The sequence below is a fragment of the Winogradskyella sp. 266wxhm genome (assembly GCF_058964685.1).
The window spans coordinates 3,520,044-3,541,734 of record NZ_CM179559.1 but is presented as its reverse complement, the minus strand read 5'-3'; the positions used below and the strand labels follow the sequence as shown (position 1 = coordinate 3,541,734).

Sequence of the window (21,691 nt, the reverse complement as noted above, 5' to 3'; positions counted from 1 at the left end):
GTAAGTTTTTCTATTTTATATAATTTCCTCTTTTATACATTCCATGACGCGTAAGGAATGACAGTCTCTATAAAATTAGTCTAAAATTATTAAATATTGTTACGAATAATCGCAATTACCCAATCTCTAAATGAATCGTTCCAAGTCTCGTAACTCTTGTAAAACTGCTCTTTATCATACCAGTATAAAAAGAGAACATCTTTCGGTGCAATATTAATGAGCAACTTATGAATTAAATCACGATGCTCTGCGGTTAACGACGAATGCGGTTGGTGCAGTGCAAAATACATAGACTGCTCTACCATATCCTCTATTTTGTAGGTATTACTGCGTTCTAGTTTTTCTAAATACAACTCCACTCCCATTACTTTTTTCCGCGCTTCAATATCTATTTTATTGAGATAACTCTTGAATAAAGATTTACTATCCAAAATATCTTTAATTGGATGTTCTGTATCCTTCAAAAAACTAGACATTTCAAATTTCTTGATACGATCATAATTTGGTGTGGTTACCATGTATTCTAAATCACACTCAATTATGATATGATCTTTCAGTTTTTCTATCAATTCTGGTTGAGATATGTGGTAAATCAATACATCATGAATCGTATCTTTTATGGCTTGCCTATACACTTCCAAATCTTCAAAAACTACAATAGGTGTAATAAAATCCCTAAGCACATACACACCTTTAAAGGCTCTAGTATAAAATGAGTTGGTTGAAAAATGTAGTGGATGTAAGTTTAGATCTCTATGTCGTAAATCACCATAGTTTTGGGCAGAATCTAATATTTGCTGATGAAGATCTTCATCTATAAAATTATTTCCTGTTCTGAATTTATCAACCAGTTGTAGTTGTTCCTTTTGCTTTTCTTCTAAATTATCTATCAGTCGAAATGAGATACTAATATCTTCGTATTTAAGAATATCCAAAGGTTCATAAAACACGTCTATATCTTGATCAAAATCGATACAAATAGCCGAATCCCTAGTGATATCATTAATTTTTTGTCCATGGGTTTTAAAGATATGTTGCATCATATCCTTATCAAACGAGTGAAAAGGCAAATACACAGGTTTTCCTTTTTGTAATGGAGAAATGATAATACCATGAGGATTAGCTTCTCCATGATTAAGGTATTGTGTATTCTGTTTTTCCTCAGCAACTTCAGGACTCCAACCCAAGCCATCTATTGAGAAAGACTTAAGATTGGTTTCTGAAAACCCTAAGGTTTTAAGACATTTATTATAGCGCTCTACCAATTTCCCACTTACTGGGATGAGTTCACTTCTATATAAATTTGCTTGTTTTAGTTTGTTCATATTTTATGATTGAGATTCCTGCTTTACCAGAAATGACAACTATACTATTTTATTTATCTGAGCATACTGCAATAACATAATGGTTTTTGCATCTATAATTTCTTCATTTTTCACCATTTCAATGGCTTTACTGAATGGTAATTCTAATACTTCAATATCTTCGTTTTCAATTTCTAATCCACCACCTTCATTCACTTTCATGTCATCAGTATATTCTGCAATAAAGAGATACATTTTTTCGGTTAAAGCACCAGGAGATGTGTAAGCCGACAGTACTTGTGTCGCGTCACTAATTCTATATCCAACTTCTTCTTCAACCTCTCTTATTATGGTCGCTTTTGGAGAATCGTTATTATCTATAGCTCCTGCACAAACTTCGATTGACATACCTTCATTTTTATTAACGTCATAAACAGGCATTCTGAATTGTTTGGTGAGAATCACTGTGGATTTTTTAGTATTGTACAACAAGATTCCTGAACCATTACCTCTGTTATACGTTTCTCGAGACAATCGCCTCCACTCACCATCTTCAAACTGATAATCATAGTCTATTCGATGAAGTGTTGCCCAATCGTTAGAAAGTGTTGTTCTTGTTATGTTTTTTAGCTTTTGCATCCTTATTTTTTAGAAAACTGTTCTCTCGCTTCAGTTTCAATATTCATTTGATTAACTCGTGCGTCTACCTTTCGTTTGAAATCTGTATCTGCAATTGTAGCAACATTATCCAAGTAGCGAATCACCTCTTGTCGTCTAATATCTGAAAAGTTGAGCCCTTTCATGTTGGACTTCATTAATTCTTGCAACATATTGAATTTAGTGTCATAATCCTTTTTGAAATACTTATCAGGATTATCAAACCAATCGTCTTCCAAATCAAAATCCGTTAATCGTAACGATATTGCAGATTGAATGTTTCTAACATCTCTTGATGAGAAAAACGGGAATATTTTCTGAATTTCAGTGTATAATGCAGCATAAAACATATGATCATTAGTCTCATGTAGCTTTTCAATTTTATCAAAAGTTTCATGAACACGTTCTTCTGTCGGATTTTCAACAGCATTGAGAATGTCTCCCATACTTTTTGCCAAACCTTGGTCTGACAAATATTGATATACTTCAGGATCATCCATATTTATAAAATCTGGCATTGTACTTTGAAGTTTTCTCCACCAGATATAATCTTGATCTAAGAAATCATGCTCCGTTCTTGCGCCATCAATTTTAAACCTTCCTTGTACACGAGAGATTACCGCTTTATCTAACATCTCAGGCAAATTGGTAAATAAGCCTATTGAACTATTACCATAATTAACAGCGTAGGCACCTTCTGTATATCTTAAAAACACACCTATAACTTCTTTTACACCAGCAGAAACCCCTTGGGCAGTACGCTCTTGAAGATTATTCTCAGCATCATCAATTGGTGCGAAAATCAATTTAGAAGGATCTTGTAAAGGTTTCATCCACTCTACCATTTTCTCGGCCGAACCACCTTGAAAAGTACTAATCAACGTATCTGGCATTGGATGAAACAAAAACGGAATATCTAAGTTATCACAGTGTTCCTTTAAACGTGTGGCAATAGCAGCAATGAGCATACTTTTACCTGTACCAGGAATACCATAACCCATAAAAACAGGCATAAAACCACCAAGCTCTTGAAACGGATTTTTCTTTGCCTCAAAATCATAACTCAGCATACGCTCCGTTAAACGACGCGCAAAGTGCTTAGCATCACGGTTACCTACAATTTGCTCGAATTGAATTTTATTAAATTCGACACTCTTAGCAGTACCTTGAAATACATTTTCCCAACCCGATACTGCGAAATCAGAGTTTTCCAATTTATAGGTTCGGTCAACTATAGTTTCCGTGTATTCTAAAGTGCTTTTTCTTAATTGAATTTCAGCGATTAAAGCTTCAAAATAAACTACTGTAAAATCTATAACATCCTTATCTGTTTTTATGATTTCAGGATGACCTAAATATTTATCGTAATAAAACAGTTGACATGAAATACCTTTTAGAGGTGACAAAAAGGACACTTCAGGAATTCCTGCAAACTTCTGCTTCATTACAGATAAATCGTCCGAAGCATAGGGTTTTAAATCATGTAATACTTTATAAGCCGTTGCAAAAAGCATGAAGGCCGTTGCGGTGAGCATTTTACTCTCATATTCACGTTTCCCTGAGCTATCTAAAGCAGATTTATTTTCGCTTAAACTTGATAAACCAGATGCATCATAGTAACTGTCCTTTATCCAAACACCAAGTGTTAAAGCTTCTTGTACTGCAAATAGAGTCTGGTTTAAAAACACAGGCAAAGCCACAGATTCTGGTAAGAGCCTTTTCTTTAGTGCTAATATGGTTTTAGAAACTGAAGTTATCGTAACACTACTACCATTATTTGCCCTAGAAAGGTAAAGTAATATGGATTCATCTTTACCGTCATTATCTCTATTTTTGGCACGTTGACTCTGCTCCCATTGAATGGATTTCAAATAAGATGTTGCTTCATCACGAAGCATATCGAGTTCACTTTGTTTTATAGGAAAAGTTGAGTTGTGTTGCATTATCTTGAGTAATAAGTAAAAAGTTACAAGTATTAAGTTGGGCTCAGAATCTTCAAGCTTCCATCCTTAAACTTCTGGCCCCTTTTAATTTTTAAATTCTGAAATCTGAATAGGTGGAATCGCCAACTTGTTCATAATTTCTGGTGTTTTATTATATAGTAATTGTATAATTCTATGTGGCGCAAAAACATATCGTTGTCTAAAAACAGCATCCCATTTTTGAAAGGTTTGTTTGCTAAAAAAGCTACCTTCTTTGAATTCACTACCAGATTTTAATTCGTCTATCTTAAATGATATTGCGAAGGATTCCAGTGAGATTTCCTTATTAGAAATACCTTGAAGAATAGCATGTGTCACTTTGTTTTCATCTTTTGCAAACACATTATGAATAGGTCCCAAATCAACACGTTTTATCAATTTTGGTAGTAGTTTGGGCAGACGTTTGTCTATAGCGTATGCCATAGTGTCCAAATTCATTTCTCTATCTGATGTATTTTTTAGAACGTTATAGATTTCAGATTTGTAATCATCAACATCCTTTCCATCATAATTAAAATACATGTAGCAAATAAATGGTCTGTTGTGAGATACATCATAAAAACTCCAACTCACTAAAAACTCTGCAGGCGAACCTTCAGGAGCTTTGATTATTTTACCCTGTACAAAACGGTTAAATATATATTCCTTCTTTGCTGATGAATAATATACTATTGATGCTGCCTGAAACAACTTTCGTTTAGAAATTGGTTCTTTTTTTCGCATTAAAGTATCTAGAAATTCATCTTTCAACACTTCAATATCGGTCAACTTATTGAGGAATTCTTCTCGCAACTCTAAGTCATTAAACAAATAGCGGAATTCTAAATAATTTGGAAAACCAGAATCCGTTAAATCCACTTTCATATTTTCCTCATCGTCATACATGTATTTTACACGCATCGCTTCGATAGAATATAAGAGCAGATCAGAATATTGTTTGAATAACAATAGCTCCTGTTGATTTAGTATTTGTTTTTCCTGAACAGCAACTATAAGTTCTTTGAGCGTGAAATCTATCATTTTGTGATAGAACACATACTGTACTTTGGAGTCTAGTATTGCTGAATCTAAAGGGGTTACAATCATTTTAGTGTGTAGTTATCAGTGTTTAGTGTTTAGTTTATAGAGGCTCTAAAAACTAAACACTAATTACTTTACACTGATTTAGGATAGTAAATCATCATTATTAGCTTCAGGTTTTGGCTGGCCTGTTGGCTCACGACCATCCGCTGGAGCATTGGGATCTGCTTTATAGTATTCATCAAAGATTTCTTTCATATCAATACCATAACGATCTGCAAAGTTCTTTTGAATTTCTTCATCCTTAGCTCTAATATCTTTTAAAGCCTCAGCATAGCTACCATAAACACCTTGCATTACTTTTTCGTGTACAGGAATATTATCCATCATTTCTTGACGCGCTCTAGCACTTGCAGTATGCATTGCTGCTAAAGTTTCACCTATATGCTCATCCGTTTTAACACCTAAGTGTTCTAAAATAGCAGCAAACTCTTGGTCTGTACGTGCTTTTAAAGCCACAACGTAACCATCATAATACTTTAAACGCTCATCAGTGTCCGACTTTAATTTAGCACGATGTGTTTGTAAATTACTACGTAAAGAAGTTAAAACTTTAATCGTTAAGTTATGCTTGTGCACAAAACTGTCTTTTGAAGCCGCTAATGTTGTATAGGCATTTTTAAGCCCTTCTAGTTCTTCTACTTTTTGCTCTAACTGCGTTACTTTTTCTAAAGCCTCAGAGTATTCAGTAGATTGTTTGTCTGCCACTTCCTCCAAAGCCTGTCGTGCTTGTTTTAAAAGTGCGTATTGCTCTTCCAATTGAGCTTCTACTTGCTTTTTCTTTTCAAGTGCTTTTGTATGGTTGTTACTCGCCTCAACAATAGCTGTTTTTAAACTTTCTTCAACCTCTTTGATTTCAAGTTCTCTATCTTTTAAACGTTTTATCGCAGCTTGACTTTTAAATGACAATTCATTTAATAAGGTTTGAACATCTGCAGTTTCAATACGTTGTTGAAACATAGCTTTTGCCTTATTGTCTGCTGCATCACGTTCCTTTTGCGCGCTCTGTAATTCTTGCTCGGCATCTTTAATCTTACTTTTTCTTCCCCAAAGATTATTCCACCAAGTATCTGGTTTTGCTTCAGCATCTTCAAGTTCAACTTTAGCACGCTCTAAACGCTTTATGGCATCATCTATAACTTTTTGTTCTGAAGCATTTAGTGCTGAGAAACCTTCGAACATAATACCAACTTCATCTTGGTAATCTGTAAGATCTTTAATGGCATCTAGAAGTGTAGTTCTGTCCTTCTCTGCCATATCTACAACATTGTCTAATGTAGCATTCAAGATTTTCTGACGACTTTCCGGATCATCTTCTTGAGCTAATTTAGATTTCATTTGGTCGATGGCTTTTCCCCAGTTAACATCGACTTTTGCAGTTTTTTCGTTAGAATTTGTTTCTAATAAATCAAAATCGTCAGACATATTTGTAGTGTTATTAAGTTGAACAATAATTGGATAAGCAATTTCGGTAATTTTATAAGAGTACAAAAATTTTGCCTAGTAAATTATGAGTAGTAATTGTTATAAAAATGTTACAGGTCTTTTAAAAGGAAAAATTGTTCAATACCTTTATAAGAAACACTAACATATATGAAATTATTAAAATCCAGTCTAGTTTTATGCTTTATCATTATATGTGCAAGCTGCAAAAACCAAGAAAAACAAACTGAGGTTGCAACCAATGAAGCAGAACCACAAATGGTAACCAAAACCGAAGAAACCATAAAAATCCATCCCATAGAGCATGCTACTTTTGTTTTAGAAACCGAGAATGATGTTATCTATATAGATCCTGTAGGTGGAGCAAAAGCTTTTGAAGGTCAAAAACGACCAACATTGGTTCTTATAACAGATATTCACGGAGATCATCTCAACGTTGAAACTTTAGAAGGTTTAAAACTTGAAAATATTCCGGTAGTTCTTCCTGAAGCGGTTTCTGAAAAAATTCCGTCAACTGCAGTTACCAACCGAAAAGTTCTAAATAATGGAGAAACAACAGAGATCAATTCAATAGATATTGAAGCTATACCAATGTATAACTTAAGAGAAGAGGCTTTAAAGTTTCACGAAAAAGGAAGAGGAAATGGTTATATACTAACTATTAATGATGAGCGTATTTATATCTCTGGTGATACCGAGGATATTCCAGAGATGCGAAATCTTACAAATATTGATAAAGCATTTGTTTGTATGAATTTACCTTACACGATGCCAGTAGAAAGTGCAGCAGATGCTGTATTAGATTTTAAGCCTAAAACTGTTTATCCATATCATTATAGAGGAACTGAAGGATTAAGTGACGTTGATCATTTTAAAAATTTAGTTAATGAAAAAGAGTCCTCTATAAATGTCATTCTATTAGATTGGTATTAATTTTATATAAACATACTATTGTTAATAAGTTCTCAAACGCTGTAATAAGTCAATAAAAACGTGTGTTTTAACGCATTTTAACATCACTTAATCGATAAAATTTTAATACTTTTATTATAAATAATTTAAAATTAAGCATTTACAATTAAGTTTTTTTCTATATTAGCGGCACAATTCCAAATCTAAACTATTAATCATGTATAACAATCTACTTCCTAAGGCTTTAGTGGTAACAACTACTCAGCTTACCATGATTCTAATAGCTGTAGCTTCGATTTTTCTTGTTTTTATTCTTGTGGCCATAATTAAGATGTACAAATTAAAGGCAGAGAATAAAAAATTAATGGAAACTAATGCTTTTAAAGACGTTGATGAAAACTATAAAGATTTTACAGGTGGTCATCTATACGGAGACAATTAATCGATAATATTGAAAATAAAAAAGCCAGCTAAAAATTAGCTGGCTTTTTTATGATTTCAGTTCTTTCTATCGAACTAGCTTCTTATATTTAATTCGTTTTGGCATTAAATCTCCGCCTAGTCGTTTCTTCTTATTCTCTTCGTAATCACTAAAACTACCTTCAAAGAAATACACTTGAGAATCACCTTCGAAAGATAAAATATGAGTACAAATACGATCTAAAAACCATCTATCGTGACTAATTATCACTGCACATCCAGCAAAGTTTTCTAAACCTTCTTCCAATGCTCTTAAAGTATTCACATCTAAATCGTTAGTAGGCTCATCTAAAAGTAACACATTACCTTCCTCTTTTAAAGTCATAGCTAGGTGCAAACGGTTTCTTTCGCCACCAGAGAGTAACTTTACTTTTTTATTTTGTTCACTACCGGAAAAGTTAAATCGGCTTAGATAAGCTCTAGAATTTACCTGTCTTCCTCCCATCATAACCAATTCTTGTTCATCACTAAAATTTTGCCAAATACTTTTTTCTGGATCAATGTTAGAATGGCTTTGATCTACATAAGCAATTTTAGCTGTTTCGCCTACTTTGAATTCTCCTTTATCAGGAGTTTCTTCTCCCATTATCATTCTAAAAATTGTGGTCTTACCAGCCCCATTAGGACCAATAACGCCAACTATTCCGGCTTGAGGTAAATTAAAATTTAAATCTTCATAGAGCAACTTATCTCCATAAGCTTTACTTACACCAACTGCTTCAATAACATTTGTACCCAAACGAGGACCGTTTGGTATGTATATTTCAAGTTTTTCATCAAGCTGTTTTTGATCTTGACTCATTAACTTATCGTAATTCTTTAAACGCGCTTTTTGTTTTGTTTGGCGTCCTTTTGCTCCTTGTCTCACCCATTCCAACTCTCGTTCTAAAGTCTTTTGACGTTTTGAAGCCGATTTACTCTCTTGTGCCATACGCTTCGACTTTTGATCTAACCAAGATGAGTAGTTTCCTTTCCAAGGAATTCCCTCGCCTCTATCAAGTTCTAAAATCCAACCAGCAACATTATCCAAGAAATATCTATCGTGCGTTACAGCAATTACAGTTCCTTTGTATTGAGCCAGATGGTGTTCTAACCAATGTACAGACTCTGCATCCAAGTGGTTGGTAGGCTCATCTAACAATAGAACATCTGGTTCTTGAAGTAATAATCTACACAAAGCAACTCTACGACGCTCACCACCAGAAAGTACACCTATCTTTTTATCACCTTCAGGTGTACGTAAAGCATCCATTGCTATTTCTAACTTTGTATCGAGTTCCCAAGCATTGGTGGCATCTATTTTATCTTGTAGCTCAGCTTGTCTGTTCATTAGTTTTTCCATTTTATCAGGATTGCTATAAACTTCCTCTAAACCAAATTGATCATTAATACTGTTGTACTCGTCTAATATAGCCACAGTTTCGGCAGCTCCTTCTTTTACAACTTCCAACACTGTTTTTTCATCATCCAACTGTGGTTCTTGCTCCAAGTAACCCACAGTGTAGCCTGGTTGAAATACAACATCACCTTGGTAATTTTTATCTACACCTGCTATAATCTTTAGTAAGGTAGACTTACCTGAACCATTAAGACCCAAAATACCTATTTTGGCACCATAAAAGAAACTGAGGTAAATATTCTTTAATACAGGTGTGTTAGCACCTTGAAAAGTCTTTGTAAGACCTGACATTGCGAAAATGACTTTTTTATCGTCGCTCATATTTTTTCTTAAAATTTAATTCTGATGTATTAGACTATTTTTACGGAAATTAAACTCTACCTTTTAAGGCATTAAACACCCATGCTACCGCTAAAAAACCCACACCAACAGCAGCAAAACCATAGCCTGCTACTTCGTAATATCTAAAAGCCCCAAGTGCAATTAATCCCAATCCTACAATTATCATAATGGTAGTAGCCCAAGCTAAAACCGTATTTTTATTCATCGCCATAACCTATTTCTTAAAATTAAATTATTCTTTTAGTTAGTTTGTTAGTGTTACAAATATCGTATTTTAAATAAAAAAAGCACCACAAATTGTGATGCTTCTAACATTATATTAATGTATTTGTTACAATTTCAGCATAGGGACTTCAATAAATAAAAGTTCAGAATCCTCTTTAGCGTCAATATTAAAACTATCGGTTTCTGAAATCCCTATAGCATCTCTTGTCTCTAAGGTGTTTTGATCTACATTTATATTTCCTGAAATCGTCATGATATAAACTCCATGATTCTCACTTTTTAAATCATATGTAAATGACTCTTCTTCTTTTAAATCTATACGAGACAATTTAGCATCTTGATGAATTTTTAAACTTTCAGAATCCTCATCCTTAAAAGATGTCACTAGAGTTTGAAGTTTTCCTTGTCGGTCTTCTGGATTAAATGCTTTTTGATCGTAACGAGGCTTAACGCTTCTTTCTTCAGGAATAATCCAAATTTGAAACAAACTTAAATACTCATCAACCGAACCATTGATCTCAGAGTGTTGCACACCTGTACCTGCAGACATTACCTGTACTTCCCCTGGAATAACTGGTATCCAATCATCACCCATATTATCTCGATGTTTTAGCACACCTTTTAATGGAATGGTAATAATCTCCATATTATCATGAGGATGTGTACCAAACCCCATATTTGGTGCAATAATATCGTCATTCAACACCCTTAACGCTCCAAAATGAACTTTTTCTGGGTTATACCAATTAGCAAAACTAAAGGAATGATTGGCCTGCAACCACCCATGATTTGCAAATCCTCTATCTTCTGCTTTGTGAATTATAGTTTTCATTTCTCTCTTTCTTTTAATTTATCTCAATTTATCTAGCAAGTCACTTAATTGTGCCGCTTCTTCTTCTGTGATTCGATTTAACCAATTATCATTAAAATCATCTGAAATATCTTCTAAAAGCTGTAAACCTTTCTTTGTAATTTGAATATGAACAACACGCCTATCATGTTCACACGGTATGCGCTCTATAAGATCTTTAGCACATAATTTGTCTGTTAACCTTGTGGCATTAGGAGCGCGCTCTATCATTCTGTCTTTAACAACTTGCATCGATAAAGGCTCATTAGCACCTCTTAAAATCCTTAGAATATTATACTGTTGTGGTGAGAGTCCAAAACTTGCAAAAAATGTATTCTGTTTAGCCGAAATCCAATTGGCTGTATATAAAATATTTATTAAGGCCTTAGTTTTATTATCCTTAAACTTTGAATGAACATCTTTTGCTATATCTCCCATCTTATAATGCTTTTTGTAGTTTATCAACTTCTGCTAAAAGTTCTTCATTAAACTCCTCGTTGGAAATTTTTCCTGCTTCAAAATTATCGTTGAAAAAAGGTAATGAAAATAATCCTACAATATTACCGTCGTGCCATATAAATCTATCCTTAGCAATAGTCAATACAGTTTTTCCTCCTCTACCACCTGTAGATGTTGCCATTAATAACATCGGCTTTTTGTAAAGAAAATTACCTTCTATCCTTGTCATCCAATCAAAAAGGTTTTTAAATACGGTTGCATAAGCTCCGTTGTGTTCTGCCAAAGAAAGAACGATTCCATCAGCATTTTTAATAAGGTTTAATAATCTATGAGCACTTTCAGGTGCTTCCCCCAACTCTTTTTCTAAATCAACACCATAAATTGGTGCATCAAAATCATTTAAATCAATGGTGTTAACTTCTACATCTTTCAAAAGAGATGCAGCATACTCTGCTAATTGCTTGTTAATCGATTTACTACTATTAGTTCCTGCAAAGGCTAATATTTTTTTCATTATTTCTATTTTTTGATGGTACAAAGTTATGGATAAAATATTTATTTTCCAAGGAAACTATTTCCATGTAAATATATTTAACTTCGCTTTAAGAAAAATCACCATCACCAATGCCATTAATCTTTTGTAAATTCGTAGCAAACTAATAATCATATGGACATCAACTTCAATAAAAACGAAGATCATAACAAACTACTTGTATCTGATTTAAAGAAAAGACTTGCCAAAGTAAAGCTTGGTGGTGGCGAAAAAAGCATTGAAAAACATCATAGTAAAGGTAAAATGACCGCTAGGGAACGTATTGATTATCTCCTAGATTCTAAATCGAAATCTATAGAGATTGGTGCTTTTGCAGGTGATGAAATGTATAAAGATTATGGCGGTTGCCCTTCTGGTGGTGTGGTTGTAAAAATGGGTTATATACAAGGCAAACAATGTATTGTTGTTGCAAATGATGCCACAGTAAAAGCTGGTGCTTGGTTTCCTATTACTGGAAAAAAGAACTTAAGAGCTCAAGAAATTGCCATAGAAAATAAATTACCTATTATTTATTTAGTGGATTCTGCAGGTGTGTTTTTACCAATGCAGGATGAAATTTTTCCTGATAAAGAACATTTTGGTCGCATATTCAGAAACAATGCCGTAATGAGTAGTATAGGTATTACTCAGATTGCTGCAGTTATGGGAAGCTGTGTGGCTGGTGGTGCCTACTTACCTATTATGAGTGATGAGGCTTTAATTGTGGATAAAACAGGAAGTATTTTCCTTGCTGGAAGCTATTTGGTAAAAGCTGCTATTGGAGAATCTATAGATAATGAAACCTTAGGAGGAGCTACTACGCATAGTGAAATTTCTGGCGTAACAGATTACAAAGCTAAGGACGACAAAGATGCTTTAGATAAAATAAAAAACATAGTTGATAAGATTGGTGATTTTGATAAAGCGGGCTACAATCGTGTTGCTTCTAAAAAGCCAAAAGAAAATCCTGACGATATCTACGGTATTTTACCAAAAAGTAGAGCTGACCAATACGATATGAAGGAAATCATTAAACGTTTGGTTGACAATTCTGAATTTGAAGAATATAAAGAAGGCTATGGTAAAACTATTATAACTGCTTATGCACGTATTGATGGTTGGGCTGTTGGTATTGTTGCTAATCAACGTCAATTAGTTAAGACTACAGCTGCAAAAACCAAACCTAGCGAAATGCAGTTTGGAGGTGTTATTTATAACGACTCAGCAGATAAAGCAACTCGTTTTATAGCAAATTGTAACCAAAAGAAAATACCTCTTATATTTTTACAAGATGTTACAGGGTTTATGGTAGGAAGCAAGTCTGAACACTCAGGTATTATAAAAGATGGTGCCAAAATGGTTAATGCCGTGAGTAATTCTGTTGTTCCTAAATTTACAATCGTAGTAGGAAATAGTTATGGTGCCGGAAATTATGCCATGTGTGGTAAAGCTTACGATCCTAGATTAATCGCTGCATGGCCAAGTGCTGAACTCGCTGTGATGAGTGGAAATTCTGCTGCTAAAGTTCTACTTCAAATTGAAACTGCTTCATTAAAAAAGAAAGGTGAAACGATTACAAAAGAAAAAGAAGAAGAGCTATTCAATAAGATAAAATCACGATACGATAATCAGGTATCACCTTACTATGCTGCTGCTAGACTTTGGACAGATGGTGTGATTGATCCTTTGGATACAAGAACTTGGATCAGTATGGGAATAGAAGCTGCAAACCACTCACCTATTGAAAAACCTTTTAATTTAGGTGTTTTGCAAGTTTAAAAAGGATTTAATATGAGACATAAAAAAAGAGCGCTAATTGCGCTCTTTTATTTTTATACTTTTAAGAAAGACTAGTGAATTGCAGCTTCACGTTTTGCTTTCTTTTCTTCTTTAATTTCTTTAAAACGTTCAATAGCTGATCCAAAAATCCAATAAGGAACTACAAAAGTTAAAAGGAAAATCATTAACCAAAATCCAATTGTTAATATGGTTAAGAATGCTAAAAATCCTAAATATTGATCAAAATCAAACATGCTATTTATTTTATTTACGTTTTAGTTCTTGCAAAGATATAACCAAATTATAAGTTTTACAATAGGTAAAATGAGATTTATTAACAGGAAATAAACAATTGCTATATAGCCTTGATTAATAATTCTGCAGTTGCTGGGTTTGTTGCTAAGGGTACATTGTGCACATCACAAAGTCTCATTAACATCAGAATATCTGGTTCATGAGGGTGACGATCCAAAGGATCTCTAAAAAACAAAACCATATTACACTTACCTTCAGCTACTCTAGCAGCTATCTGGGCATCTCCACCAACTGGGCCAGAAAGTAAAGCATTAACTTCAAAACCTGCTTTAATAGCTTTATCTCCCGTTGTTCCTGTTGAAATTAGAGAAATGTTTTTTTGAAGTAAAACATCTTTATGCTCATTTAGAAACTGAACCATTTCGGCTTTTTTTCCGTCATGAGCAATAATTGCAATTTCCATCTTAGAGATTTTTAATATGATAATCTACTAAACCGTCAATTGGTCGTCTCACAAAATTGCCAACCTTAAAACCTAACTCTTCTGCAACTTGCTTTATTTCTTTTTTAGAGAAAAAAGCTATTGATCCTGCAAAATGAACAGGAGCTGTTTTCAGCTCTTCTTTGTATTGCATGATCATATTTTCAGCAAAAATTCTGAAACCTCGTTTTATAACGTCTTGTATATAATCAGAATCTTTATTTAAAAACATAAATTCAGCAAAATTTGCTAAATAAGCATTTGGGTTTGGCTTTTTGTATAAATTATACTTTATAAAGTCGGCATCTAAATTGTACTTGTGTTCAAATGCTAACTTTATGGTTTGTGGCATCTTGTTGAAATAATAATCTCTAATAAGCAATTTACCATAGTGATTACCACTAGCGTCATCCATAAGTGAATAGCCTAAACTTTTTACACGCTGATGTAATTTATCACCATCATAATAACTACAGTTAGATCCTGTACCCATAATACAAACCACTGCAGCTTCATCATTGTGATTTAATGATGCTCTTACAGCAGCCATGGTATCTTCCTGCACATCTACTGCTGCATTAGGAAAAATATCTTCAAGTACTTTTTTTAATGCTAATCTAGGATTTTCTGTACCACAACCAGCACCATAGAAAAATACGTGAGTTGCTTGTGCCTTAAACTGCATTAGCTCATCACTCTTACTGATTATTTTTCTAAGCTTTTTCTCTGGAAGAATCGCTGGATTTAAACCTTTAGTTCTAATTTTTTCTGACAACATCTTACCTGTGTCATCAATTGCAATCCAATCGCATTTTGTAGAACCGCTATCTGTAATTAAAATCATGATAATACCTTTATACAAAAATTCCGTAGCCTATGCCTTAAACATAATCCTACGGAATTTTAGAATTTATGTTACTATTAATTATAGGGAATTAACTTTTTGAGCTAAATCTACTAATTTATTTGAATATCCAAACTCATTATCGTACCAAGATACTAATTTAAAGAATGTTGAGTTTAACTCAATCGCAGCATCAGCATCAAAGATACTTGTACGTGCATCGCTAACAAAATCTTGAGAAACCACTAACTCATCTGTGTAACCTAAAACTCCGTTCATAGGACCTTCAGAAGCCGCTTTAAAAGCTGCTTTGATTTCTTCTAGAGATGTTTCTTTTTGAGTCTTAACAGTTAAATCTACCACAGATACATCTGCTGTTGGTACTCTAAATGCCATACCTGTAAGTTTTCCATCTAATTTAGGAATCACTTTACCTACAGCTTTTGCTGCACCTGTAGAAGCTGGGATAATATTCATTAAAGCACTACGACCACCTCTGTAATCTTTTCTTGAAGGACCATCAACAGTTAATTGTGTTGCTGTTGTAGCATGTACAGTAGTCATTAAAGCTTCTTCAATACCAAAATTATCATCAACAACTTTTGCTAAAGGAGCTAAACAGTTTGTTGTACAAGATGCGTTTGAAACAATTTTATGATCTGCAGTTAATTCATGATCATTAACACCCATTACAAACATAGGTGCATCTTTACTTGGAGCAGAGATTACAACTTTTTTAGCACCACCTTCTATATGATAGTTTGCTGTTTCTAATGTTGTAAAAATACCTGTACATTCAGCAACGATATCAGCACCAACTTCATCCCATTTTAAGTTTTTAGGATCGCGTTCCGCAGTTACTCTAACCGTTTTACCATCTACTACTAAATGACCATCTTTAACTTCAACTGTACCATCAAAGCGACCGTGTACAGAATCATATTTTAATAAATAGGCTAAATGCTCTACATCTAATAAATCGTTGATAGCAACAACATCTACATCGTCACGTTTAACGGTTGCTCTAAAAACAATTCTTCCTATTCTTCCAAATCCGTTTATTCCTAATTTTAATTTTGACATTTCTAATTTTGATTTAATTCTACTTAGTTATTTTATATAGTCATGATATCTGAAACTCTAAGAAGCTCCATATCAATTTTTGATTTTCCTTTTACTGCTTGGTCAAATGGAGTTAGATCCATTTGATCATTTTTAAGACCAACCATAAAGTTGCTCTTTCCTGTAATTAAGCTTTCAACAGCCTTAACTCCCATTCTACTTGCTAAAACTCTATCGAAACAAGATGGTGAACCACCACGCTGCATGTGTCCTAAAACAGAAACTCGAACTTCGTATTCTGTCATATTTTCTTCAACATAATCCTTTAGTTCAAAAACACTTTTACCAATTTTATCACCTTCAGCAACAACAACGATACTTGAAGATTTACCTGATTGTTTACTTCGTCTTAGAGACTCTAGAAGTCTATCTAAACCTAAATCTTCCTCTGGAATTAAAATTTCTTCAGCACCAGCTCCTACTCCTACATTTAAAGCTATATGACCAACATCGCGTCCCATAACTTCAACAAAGAATAAACGGTTATGAGAACTTGCTGTATCTCTAATTTTATCTATAACTTCTACAACGGTGTTTAAAGCTGTATCGTAACCTAAAGTATGTGTTGTACCGTAAATATCATTATCAATAGTTCCTGGGATTCCCATTACAGGAAAACCATATTCTTGATTAAATATCATCGCACCTGTAAAACTACCGTCACCACCAATAACAACAAAAGCATCTATACCTGCTTTTAATAATTGCTCATGAGCTTTTGCTCTACCTTCTTTAGTTCTGAACTCTTGTGAACGTGCCGATTTTAATATTGTACCACCTTTGTTAATGATACCTTTTACACTACGTGCATCCATTTTTTCAAAATCGCCATCAATCATGCCTTCATAACCTCTGTAAATACCATAGCATTCTATATTATGAAACGCACATGCTCTTACTACAGATCTTATTGCAGCATTCATTCCTGGAGAATCTCCCCCAGAAGTCATAACACCTATTTTCTTAATTGTATGTAGCATTATTGTAATCTATTTTCAGTAAAATTACTTAATTATGAACATAAAAAAGTGACTATTATCATAAAATAATGATAGCGAAATGAATTCAAACGTTTTCGTTAATAAGTATTTAAAAAAAATGAAAGAAATAATACTAGGACTTGGATTTAGAGTCCTCTTTTTTCATTCTCATGTAATCTGGAAGCATGGCATCTGAGTTTTGTTCCTCTTTCTTTTCTTCCTTCTTTTCATCTTTATCTTTCTTGTTTTTTCCTGAAAAGATAATCTGAATTAACTCTTGAAAAGTATCAAATTCTACATTATAAGAAAGACCAACACCTTGTGTATAACCAATTTCTTCACCGAAGTTTCTAATGGTATTTTCTCTATTAAAAACTTTAGCACGTAATGAACCATCTTCATTTAACAACCAATCTATTTGAACATCTCCAGTAATGGTCGTTTGCTGTGCCGCACCAAAAGGAACACCAACCTGACCATTAACCAGTAATCTATCATTGATTCTTGTTTGAAGTGTTAACCCAACAGTACTGTTAGTCTGAACATCTGGTGTGTCTTGCCCTATTTCAGCAACGATACCAATATCTAAGTTTTCATTATCACCTCCTAGAATATTATTTACAATACCTGATAAACGTTCAGAAAGTGTACCTGTAATATCTAAGCCACCAGAAGTTGTAGTGAATCCACCTGTTCCTAAAAGTGCTAAAGCTTGATAATCGCGTTCATCTTTAGAAGATAGTCTATAGTCTAACTCTGATTTTACGGTTGAACTTACACCTGGAAAATTCAGTTTAAAATCTGGTTCAGGCTGCTCCAATTGACCTGTTAGTTGAATTTCTACTTCAACATCAATTCTTTGACTAATTGGATTATCTAACAATACAGATGGATTAGCTTTAGTTGAATATATAGCTTTAAGATTTATTTGAGCTTTCATTGGATCACCTTCCCAAACAATTGTTCCGCCTTGTTGCACTTTAAATTTTTTCTCTACAAGACCTCCATATTTAAAGTTATAAGTACCTTCATTAACTAAAAAATCTCCCCACATATTAAAAGTACCATTGGTATTTATATAAAATCCAAGGTTACCATCTCCTTTACCTTTTATAGTACTACCTGCTTCTTTATCAATTACAATTTCTATTAAAGCATTTTGGTTTACGGCAAGTCCAAAATTAAGTTCTAAACCTTTTACTTCAATCTGTTCTGTTACCTCACCATTAACTCTTGCTGCTTTTTCTTCTGGACTTAAAAAATGAATAAATGAGTTATCACCAAAACTTTCAGCATCGTTTAAAGGAATATTAAACACTGTACCTTGTGCTGTACTTCCTTCAAAATCAACCACTAGTTGATCTGTAGGTCCTTTTATTGTAGCATCTCCTGACACAAAAGCAGTACCGTAATATAATTCATCTTCGGACTCTTCTGTATCTAAAACTAAAAGGCGGTTGGTGCTTAGCTCTAGCCCTAGTTTCCAATCAGAAAAGTTATCATGCTCAATATAACCGTTCAAACTTCCTTTAGAAAAATATTTAGAATCAGTCATAGCGACATCACCAAAGTTAAAGCGTTGTCCTCTTAAAATTACTTTTGAGTCGAAATCAAAACCATAGTCTACATTAAGGTAAGGAATGGTCATACCTGCCCTATCTAACAACAGTTCGCCATCTATACTAGGCTTCCGAAGACTTCCCGTGACCCTTGCATTTCCAGAAACCAAACCTCTAATATTACTAATAACTCCTTCTCCCAAAGGATTTAAAGGATCTAAGAGAAATTCTTCAAAACCTACATCTAAATTGATACTTGGGTCGCTTTCATTAAAATCAATAGTTCCGTTAGCTTCAAGCGATTTTAAATTATCATTAATTAAAGAAACGTTAACACGGTAATTTGTAATTGAATTATTACCAACTACACGAGCAGTAAGGTTTCCTAAATCGAAATCATTGACAAAAAGATTACTAATAACCACGTCTGATTTTGGCAAATACACTCCATCACTTTGAATTAAATCCAACTTTCCATCAACCACACCTTTTAGATCTAAACTGTCTATTCTAGGTGTAATTTTCACTAATTCTACATTCTTAAAATCTGCTTTGAAGCTTTTATTTAGCGTATCTTCTATTCTACCTGACAATAGAATTTCCTCATTGCCATGATCTATCCTTATTGGTGAAATATCAAAGGTTTTAAAATCTCTATCAAAACTAATTTTATTAAGCGTATCCTTTCCTGAATTTACAGACCAATCATAACCTTTGAATTTGATATCGGACTTTTTAAATCCAACCACAGATTTATTAGATTGATCTATGGTGTAGAATAAGTTTAAATCGTAATTATCTTTATTATTTTCACCTCCTTTAAACTCTGTTTTAATCAATAAGGTGTCTCGCTTTGTCACATTTATCAAGCTGAATTGTGACGCTCTATAAGCACCAGCATTTACACTATCGACTTCAATGAAAGTATTAAACAAAGGGTTGCTGTTATCTACATTTAAATTGATATTATTAGCAAAATACTCTTTGTATTTTATTTCTGGAGAACTAAATTTTAAATCGAAACCTTTCTCGTCAGATTCTACTCGTCCTTCAATAAATGTATTTTTTCCAAGGGTTAAATCCTTAAAAAATACAGCAGCTATTTTAGAGTAAATGTTGAAATGAAAATTAAGGTATTGCCCTTGTTCTATATCGTGAGGACTATAATTTGTATAGATACTTCCTACGGAGTTTTCAACCAATTTTAAAACATCCATAATCTTGAATTCACCAACTACACGGCCATTTATGATATCTGGTGAGTTAATGGAAATCGTTCTAACATCACCATTAAAAGAGGATACTATATCAAAATCCTGAAAATTATAATTACTATCCTGATTTTTATATGTTGTATTTGTAATGTTAATCTCACCACTTGCAGTATCGTAGGTGGTTGCACTCCCTCTCATGGTCACCAACCCATTAAATTCGGAAATACTATCTCTTGTTACAAAGTTTAGCACTTTAAGATTTGCATAAGCTACATCTGCTTTAAAATCAAACTTTTTAAGTTCTTGGGAAAAATCTATTAAACCATTAAAGTCTAATTGTAGATTAGGATCATCTGCTTTTAAAACTCCATTAAATATATTATTCCCTAAATCACCAGAAAGTGTAATATCTTCATAAACGTAACCATTGTAGTCTAGTACAAAAACCTGACCTTCTACACCTGTTCTTAGGTTATCAATTGTAAAACCTTTTCCATCAACATCTAAATTTAATGATACAGTTTTCAATAGCGGATCATTCAACATTTCACCTAAATTGAACTCGTCAAAAACAACATTTCCAACATAGTTGGCATTATCAATATCATCAATGTTGGTTAGTTTTAAATCCGTATCTATTAAACCAATATCAGTATTAATGACAATATCTGCATCTACTGTTTTTTCTGTTATATATGAAGTTCCTTTTATTCTAAAATTACCTACTTCAGAGAGTATTGTTGGTATGGAATTACCTAAAAGTCGTGGTAGTAAATCTGTTAAATCCTTATAGTTTGACGCTATATTATCGAAACGGCCATTAATAGCAAAGCCCTCTTCATCATCACTAAACAAATTTTTAAAAGTGATATCTCCTAAAATTCGTGTGTCTCTAGTGGTACTTAAATCTAGATTTTCGGCTTTTAAATTATTAAGTGTTCCTGAAAGTTCGGCATTAAAGCTCGTACGTTGATTAACTCCAAATTCATCAAAAAAAACATTAAGTTCTGTTAATGAAATCTCTGAATCTTTAAAACTGGCTTCAAGATTTACCTTATCAACAAAATCCTTAAAGTCTTCTCTGTTATAGTTAAATCGTAAGTTACCCTTAAGTTCAGATCGCTCTGTTTTAATGTTAAGGTCACCAAAATTCATATGATCCAAAGTGTATTCAAAATTGGTCATAAGATTTTTAACCTCTACACCTCTACTATCTGTAAAACTGAATTTGTTAATCCTACAACTAACGTCCGGACCGTTAATTAAAAAGTTGGTAGTATTGGCGTTGATACCTTCAAAATTGAAAACATTTGGTGTTTCTCTATTTTCATCAATGAGCTTAAAAATTCCATTTTCAATAGATAAATCGCTCGATGAAAACAGAAAATCACTTCTTTCTTTCCTTGGGTTATCGTCATCAAACTTAGCTACAAAAACATCGAGATTAGTGTCTTTTTCCCCTTCATAAGTTTTGAGGTTAAAAACCAAATCTTGAATATCTATATCTCCGAAATTAAGCTTCGTATTGAATAAATTTCTAAAACTTATAATAGAGCTGTTCAACTCACCGATACTAAAAAGTGTATCTTTTTTGTAATCTCTAATCAATATTTCCTTTAACTCAATATCGCCATTGAGTTGAAGTCCTATCTTACCAATATTTATGTCTGTTTTGAAATCTTCATTTATTCTATCTGTAGCATATTTCCCTAACCTAGTCTGAACCGCTGGAATTGAAAGAATTAAAAACAAAATGATAAACAGCAGCAAAAATATTGCTACTATTTTACCT

At 33.3% G+C, this 21,691-nt stretch carries 19 protein-coding genes; 3 read left to right on the top strand and 16 right to left on the bottom strand.

Annotation, left to right across the window (positions count from 1 at the left end; genetic code table 11):
* Positions 1–89 precede the first annotated feature (89 nt).
* From AC2H4K_RS15960 to AC2H4K_RS15940, 5 genes are all read right to left on the bottom strand, one after another.
* The gene (locus tag AC2H4K_RS15960; protein WP_281139542.1) at positions 90–1,325 is read right to left on the bottom strand and encodes a DUF6638 family protein; all 1,236 of its coding nucleotides are present in this window, start codon (positions 1,323–1,325) and stop codon (positions 90–92) included.
* A 39-nt stretch (positions 1,326–1,364) separates the two neighbouring features.
* Positions 1,365–1,943: an NUDIX domain-containing protein gene (locus AC2H4K_RS15955; RefSeq protein ID WP_281139543.1), complete on the bottom strand. Its 579-nt coding sequence runs from the start codon at positions 1,941–1,943 to the stop codon at positions 1,365–1,367.
* A 2-nt stretch (positions 1,944–1,945) separates the two neighbouring features.
* Positions 1,946–3,904 (bottom strand): AAA family ATPase, encoded by a 1,959-nt coding sequence (locus AC2H4K_RS15950; protein ID WP_281139544.1) that lies wholly within the window; start codon positions 3,902–3,904, stop codon positions 1,946–1,948.
* A gap of 84 nt (positions 3,905–3,988) precedes the next feature.
* Positions 3,989–5,029, bottom strand: a complete 1,041-nt coding sequence (locus AC2H4K_RS15945; protein ID WP_281139545.1) for a hypothetical protein — start codon at positions 5,027–5,029, stop codon at positions 3,989–3,991.
* A gap of 78 nt (positions 5,030–5,107) precedes the next feature.
* Positions 5,108–6,448 (bottom strand): microtubule-binding protein, encoded by a 1,341-nt coding sequence (locus tag AC2H4K_RS15940; protein ID WP_281139853.1) that lies wholly within the window; start codon positions 6,446–6,448, stop codon positions 5,108–5,110.
* Positions 6,449–6,616: 168 nt separating this feature from the next.
* Here AC2H4K_RS15940 and AC2H4K_RS15935 point away from each other — a divergent pair, with 168 nt between their 5' ends.
* Positions 6,617–7,399: an MBL fold metallo-hydrolase gene (locus AC2H4K_RS15935; RefSeq protein ID WP_281139546.1), complete on the top strand. Its 783-nt coding sequence runs from the start codon at positions 6,617–6,619 to the stop codon at positions 7,397–7,399.
* A 196-nt stretch (positions 7,400–7,595) separates the two neighbouring features.
* A complete protein-coding gene (locus AC2H4K_RS15930) occupies positions 7,596–7,820 on the top strand; it encodes a hypothetical protein (RefSeq protein ID WP_281139547.1) in 225 nt (74 codons plus the stop codon).
* 66 nt (positions 7,821–7,886) lie between these two features.
* On the opposite strand, the gene ettA is transcribed toward AC2H4K_RS15930, so the two are convergent.
* The 5 genes from ettA to AC2H4K_RS15905 all read right to left on the bottom strand — a co-directional run bounded on the left by ettA (position 7,887) and on the right by AC2H4K_RS15905 (position 11,647).
* Entirely contained in the window at positions 7,887–9,578 is a 1,692-nt protein-coding gene (gene ettA / locus AC2H4K_RS15925; RefSeq protein ID WP_281139548.1) for an energy-dependent translational throttle protein EttA, read from the bottom strand.
* A 49-nt stretch (positions 9,579–9,627) separates the two neighbouring features.
* Positions 9,628–9,804 carry a CAL67264 family membrane protein gene (locus AC2H4K_RS15920; protein WP_281139854.1) on the bottom strand — a complete coding sequence of 59 codons (177 nt, stop codon included), beginning with the start codon at positions 9,802–9,804 and terminating at the stop codon, positions 9,628–9,630.
* 126 nt (positions 9,805–9,930) lie between these two features.
* The gene (locus tag AC2H4K_RS15915) at positions 9,931–10,656 is read right to left on the bottom strand and encodes a pirin family protein (protein WP_281139549.1); all 726 of its coding nucleotides are present in this window, start codon (positions 10,654–10,656) and stop codon (positions 9,931–9,933) included.
* A gap of 18 nt (positions 10,657–10,674) precedes the next feature.
* Positions 10,675–11,112 carry a MarR family winged helix-turn-helix transcriptional regulator gene (locus AC2H4K_RS15910; protein WP_281139550.1) on the bottom strand — a complete coding sequence of 146 codons (438 nt, stop codon included), beginning with the start codon at positions 11,110–11,112 and terminating at the stop codon, positions 10,675–10,677.
* 1 nt (position 11,113) lies between these two features.
* Entirely contained in the window at positions 11,114–11,647 is a 534-nt protein-coding gene (locus AC2H4K_RS15905) for an NADPH-dependent FMN reductase (RefSeq protein WP_281139551.1), read from the bottom strand.
* A gap of 153 nt (positions 11,648–11,800) precedes the next feature.
* Here AC2H4K_RS15905 and AC2H4K_RS15900 point away from each other — a divergent pair, with 153 nt between their 5' ends.
* Positions 11,801–13,444: an acyl-CoA carboxylase subunit beta gene (locus AC2H4K_RS15900; RefSeq protein ID WP_281139552.1), complete on the top strand. Its 1,644-nt coding sequence runs from the start codon at positions 11,801–11,803 to the stop codon at positions 13,442–13,444.
* A 71-nt stretch (positions 13,445–13,515) separates the two neighbouring features.
* On the opposite strand, the gene AC2H4K_RS15895 is transcribed toward AC2H4K_RS15900, so the two are convergent.
* The 6 genes from AC2H4K_RS15895 to AC2H4K_RS15870 form a co-directional block, all read right to left on the bottom strand.
* Complete coding sequence (locus tag AC2H4K_RS15895; protein ID WP_281139553.1) at positions 13,516–13,698, bottom strand: hypothetical protein; 183 nt, start codon at positions 13,696–13,698, stop codon at positions 13,516–13,518.
* Between the two features lie 101 nt (positions 13,699–13,799).
* On the bottom strand, positions 13,800–14,162 hold the full coding sequence (locus AC2H4K_RS15890; protein WP_281139554.1) for a methylglyoxal synthase: 363 nt from the start codon (positions 14,160–14,162) through the stop codon (positions 13,800–13,802).
* A gap of 1 nt (position 14,163) precedes the next feature.
* The gene (locus AC2H4K_RS15885; RefSeq protein WP_281139555.1) at positions 14,164–15,024 is read right to left on the bottom strand and encodes an N-acetylglucosamine kinase; all 861 of its coding nucleotides are present in this window, start codon (positions 15,022–15,024) and stop codon (positions 14,164–14,166) included.
* 81 nt (positions 15,025–15,105) lie between these two features.
* Positions 15,106–16,107 carry a type I glyceraldehyde-3-phosphate dehydrogenase gene (gene gap / locus AC2H4K_RS15880; protein WP_281139556.1) on the bottom strand — a complete coding sequence of 334 codons (1,002 nt, stop codon included), beginning with the start codon at positions 16,105–16,107 and terminating at the stop codon, positions 15,106–15,108.
* A gap of 32 nt (positions 16,108–16,139) precedes the next feature.
* Positions 16,140–17,126 carry a 6-phosphofructokinase gene (pfkA, locus tag AC2H4K_RS15875; RefSeq protein WP_281139557.1) on the bottom strand — a complete coding sequence of 329 codons (987 nt, stop codon included), beginning with the start codon at positions 17,124–17,126 and terminating at the stop codon, positions 16,140–16,142.
* A gap of 133 nt (positions 17,127–17,259) precedes the next feature.
* Entirely contained in the window at positions 17,260–21,651 is a 4,392-nt protein-coding gene (locus tag AC2H4K_RS15870; RefSeq protein ID WP_281139558.1) for a translocation/assembly module TamB domain-containing protein, read from the bottom strand.
* Positions 21,652–21,691 lie beyond the last annotated feature (40 nt).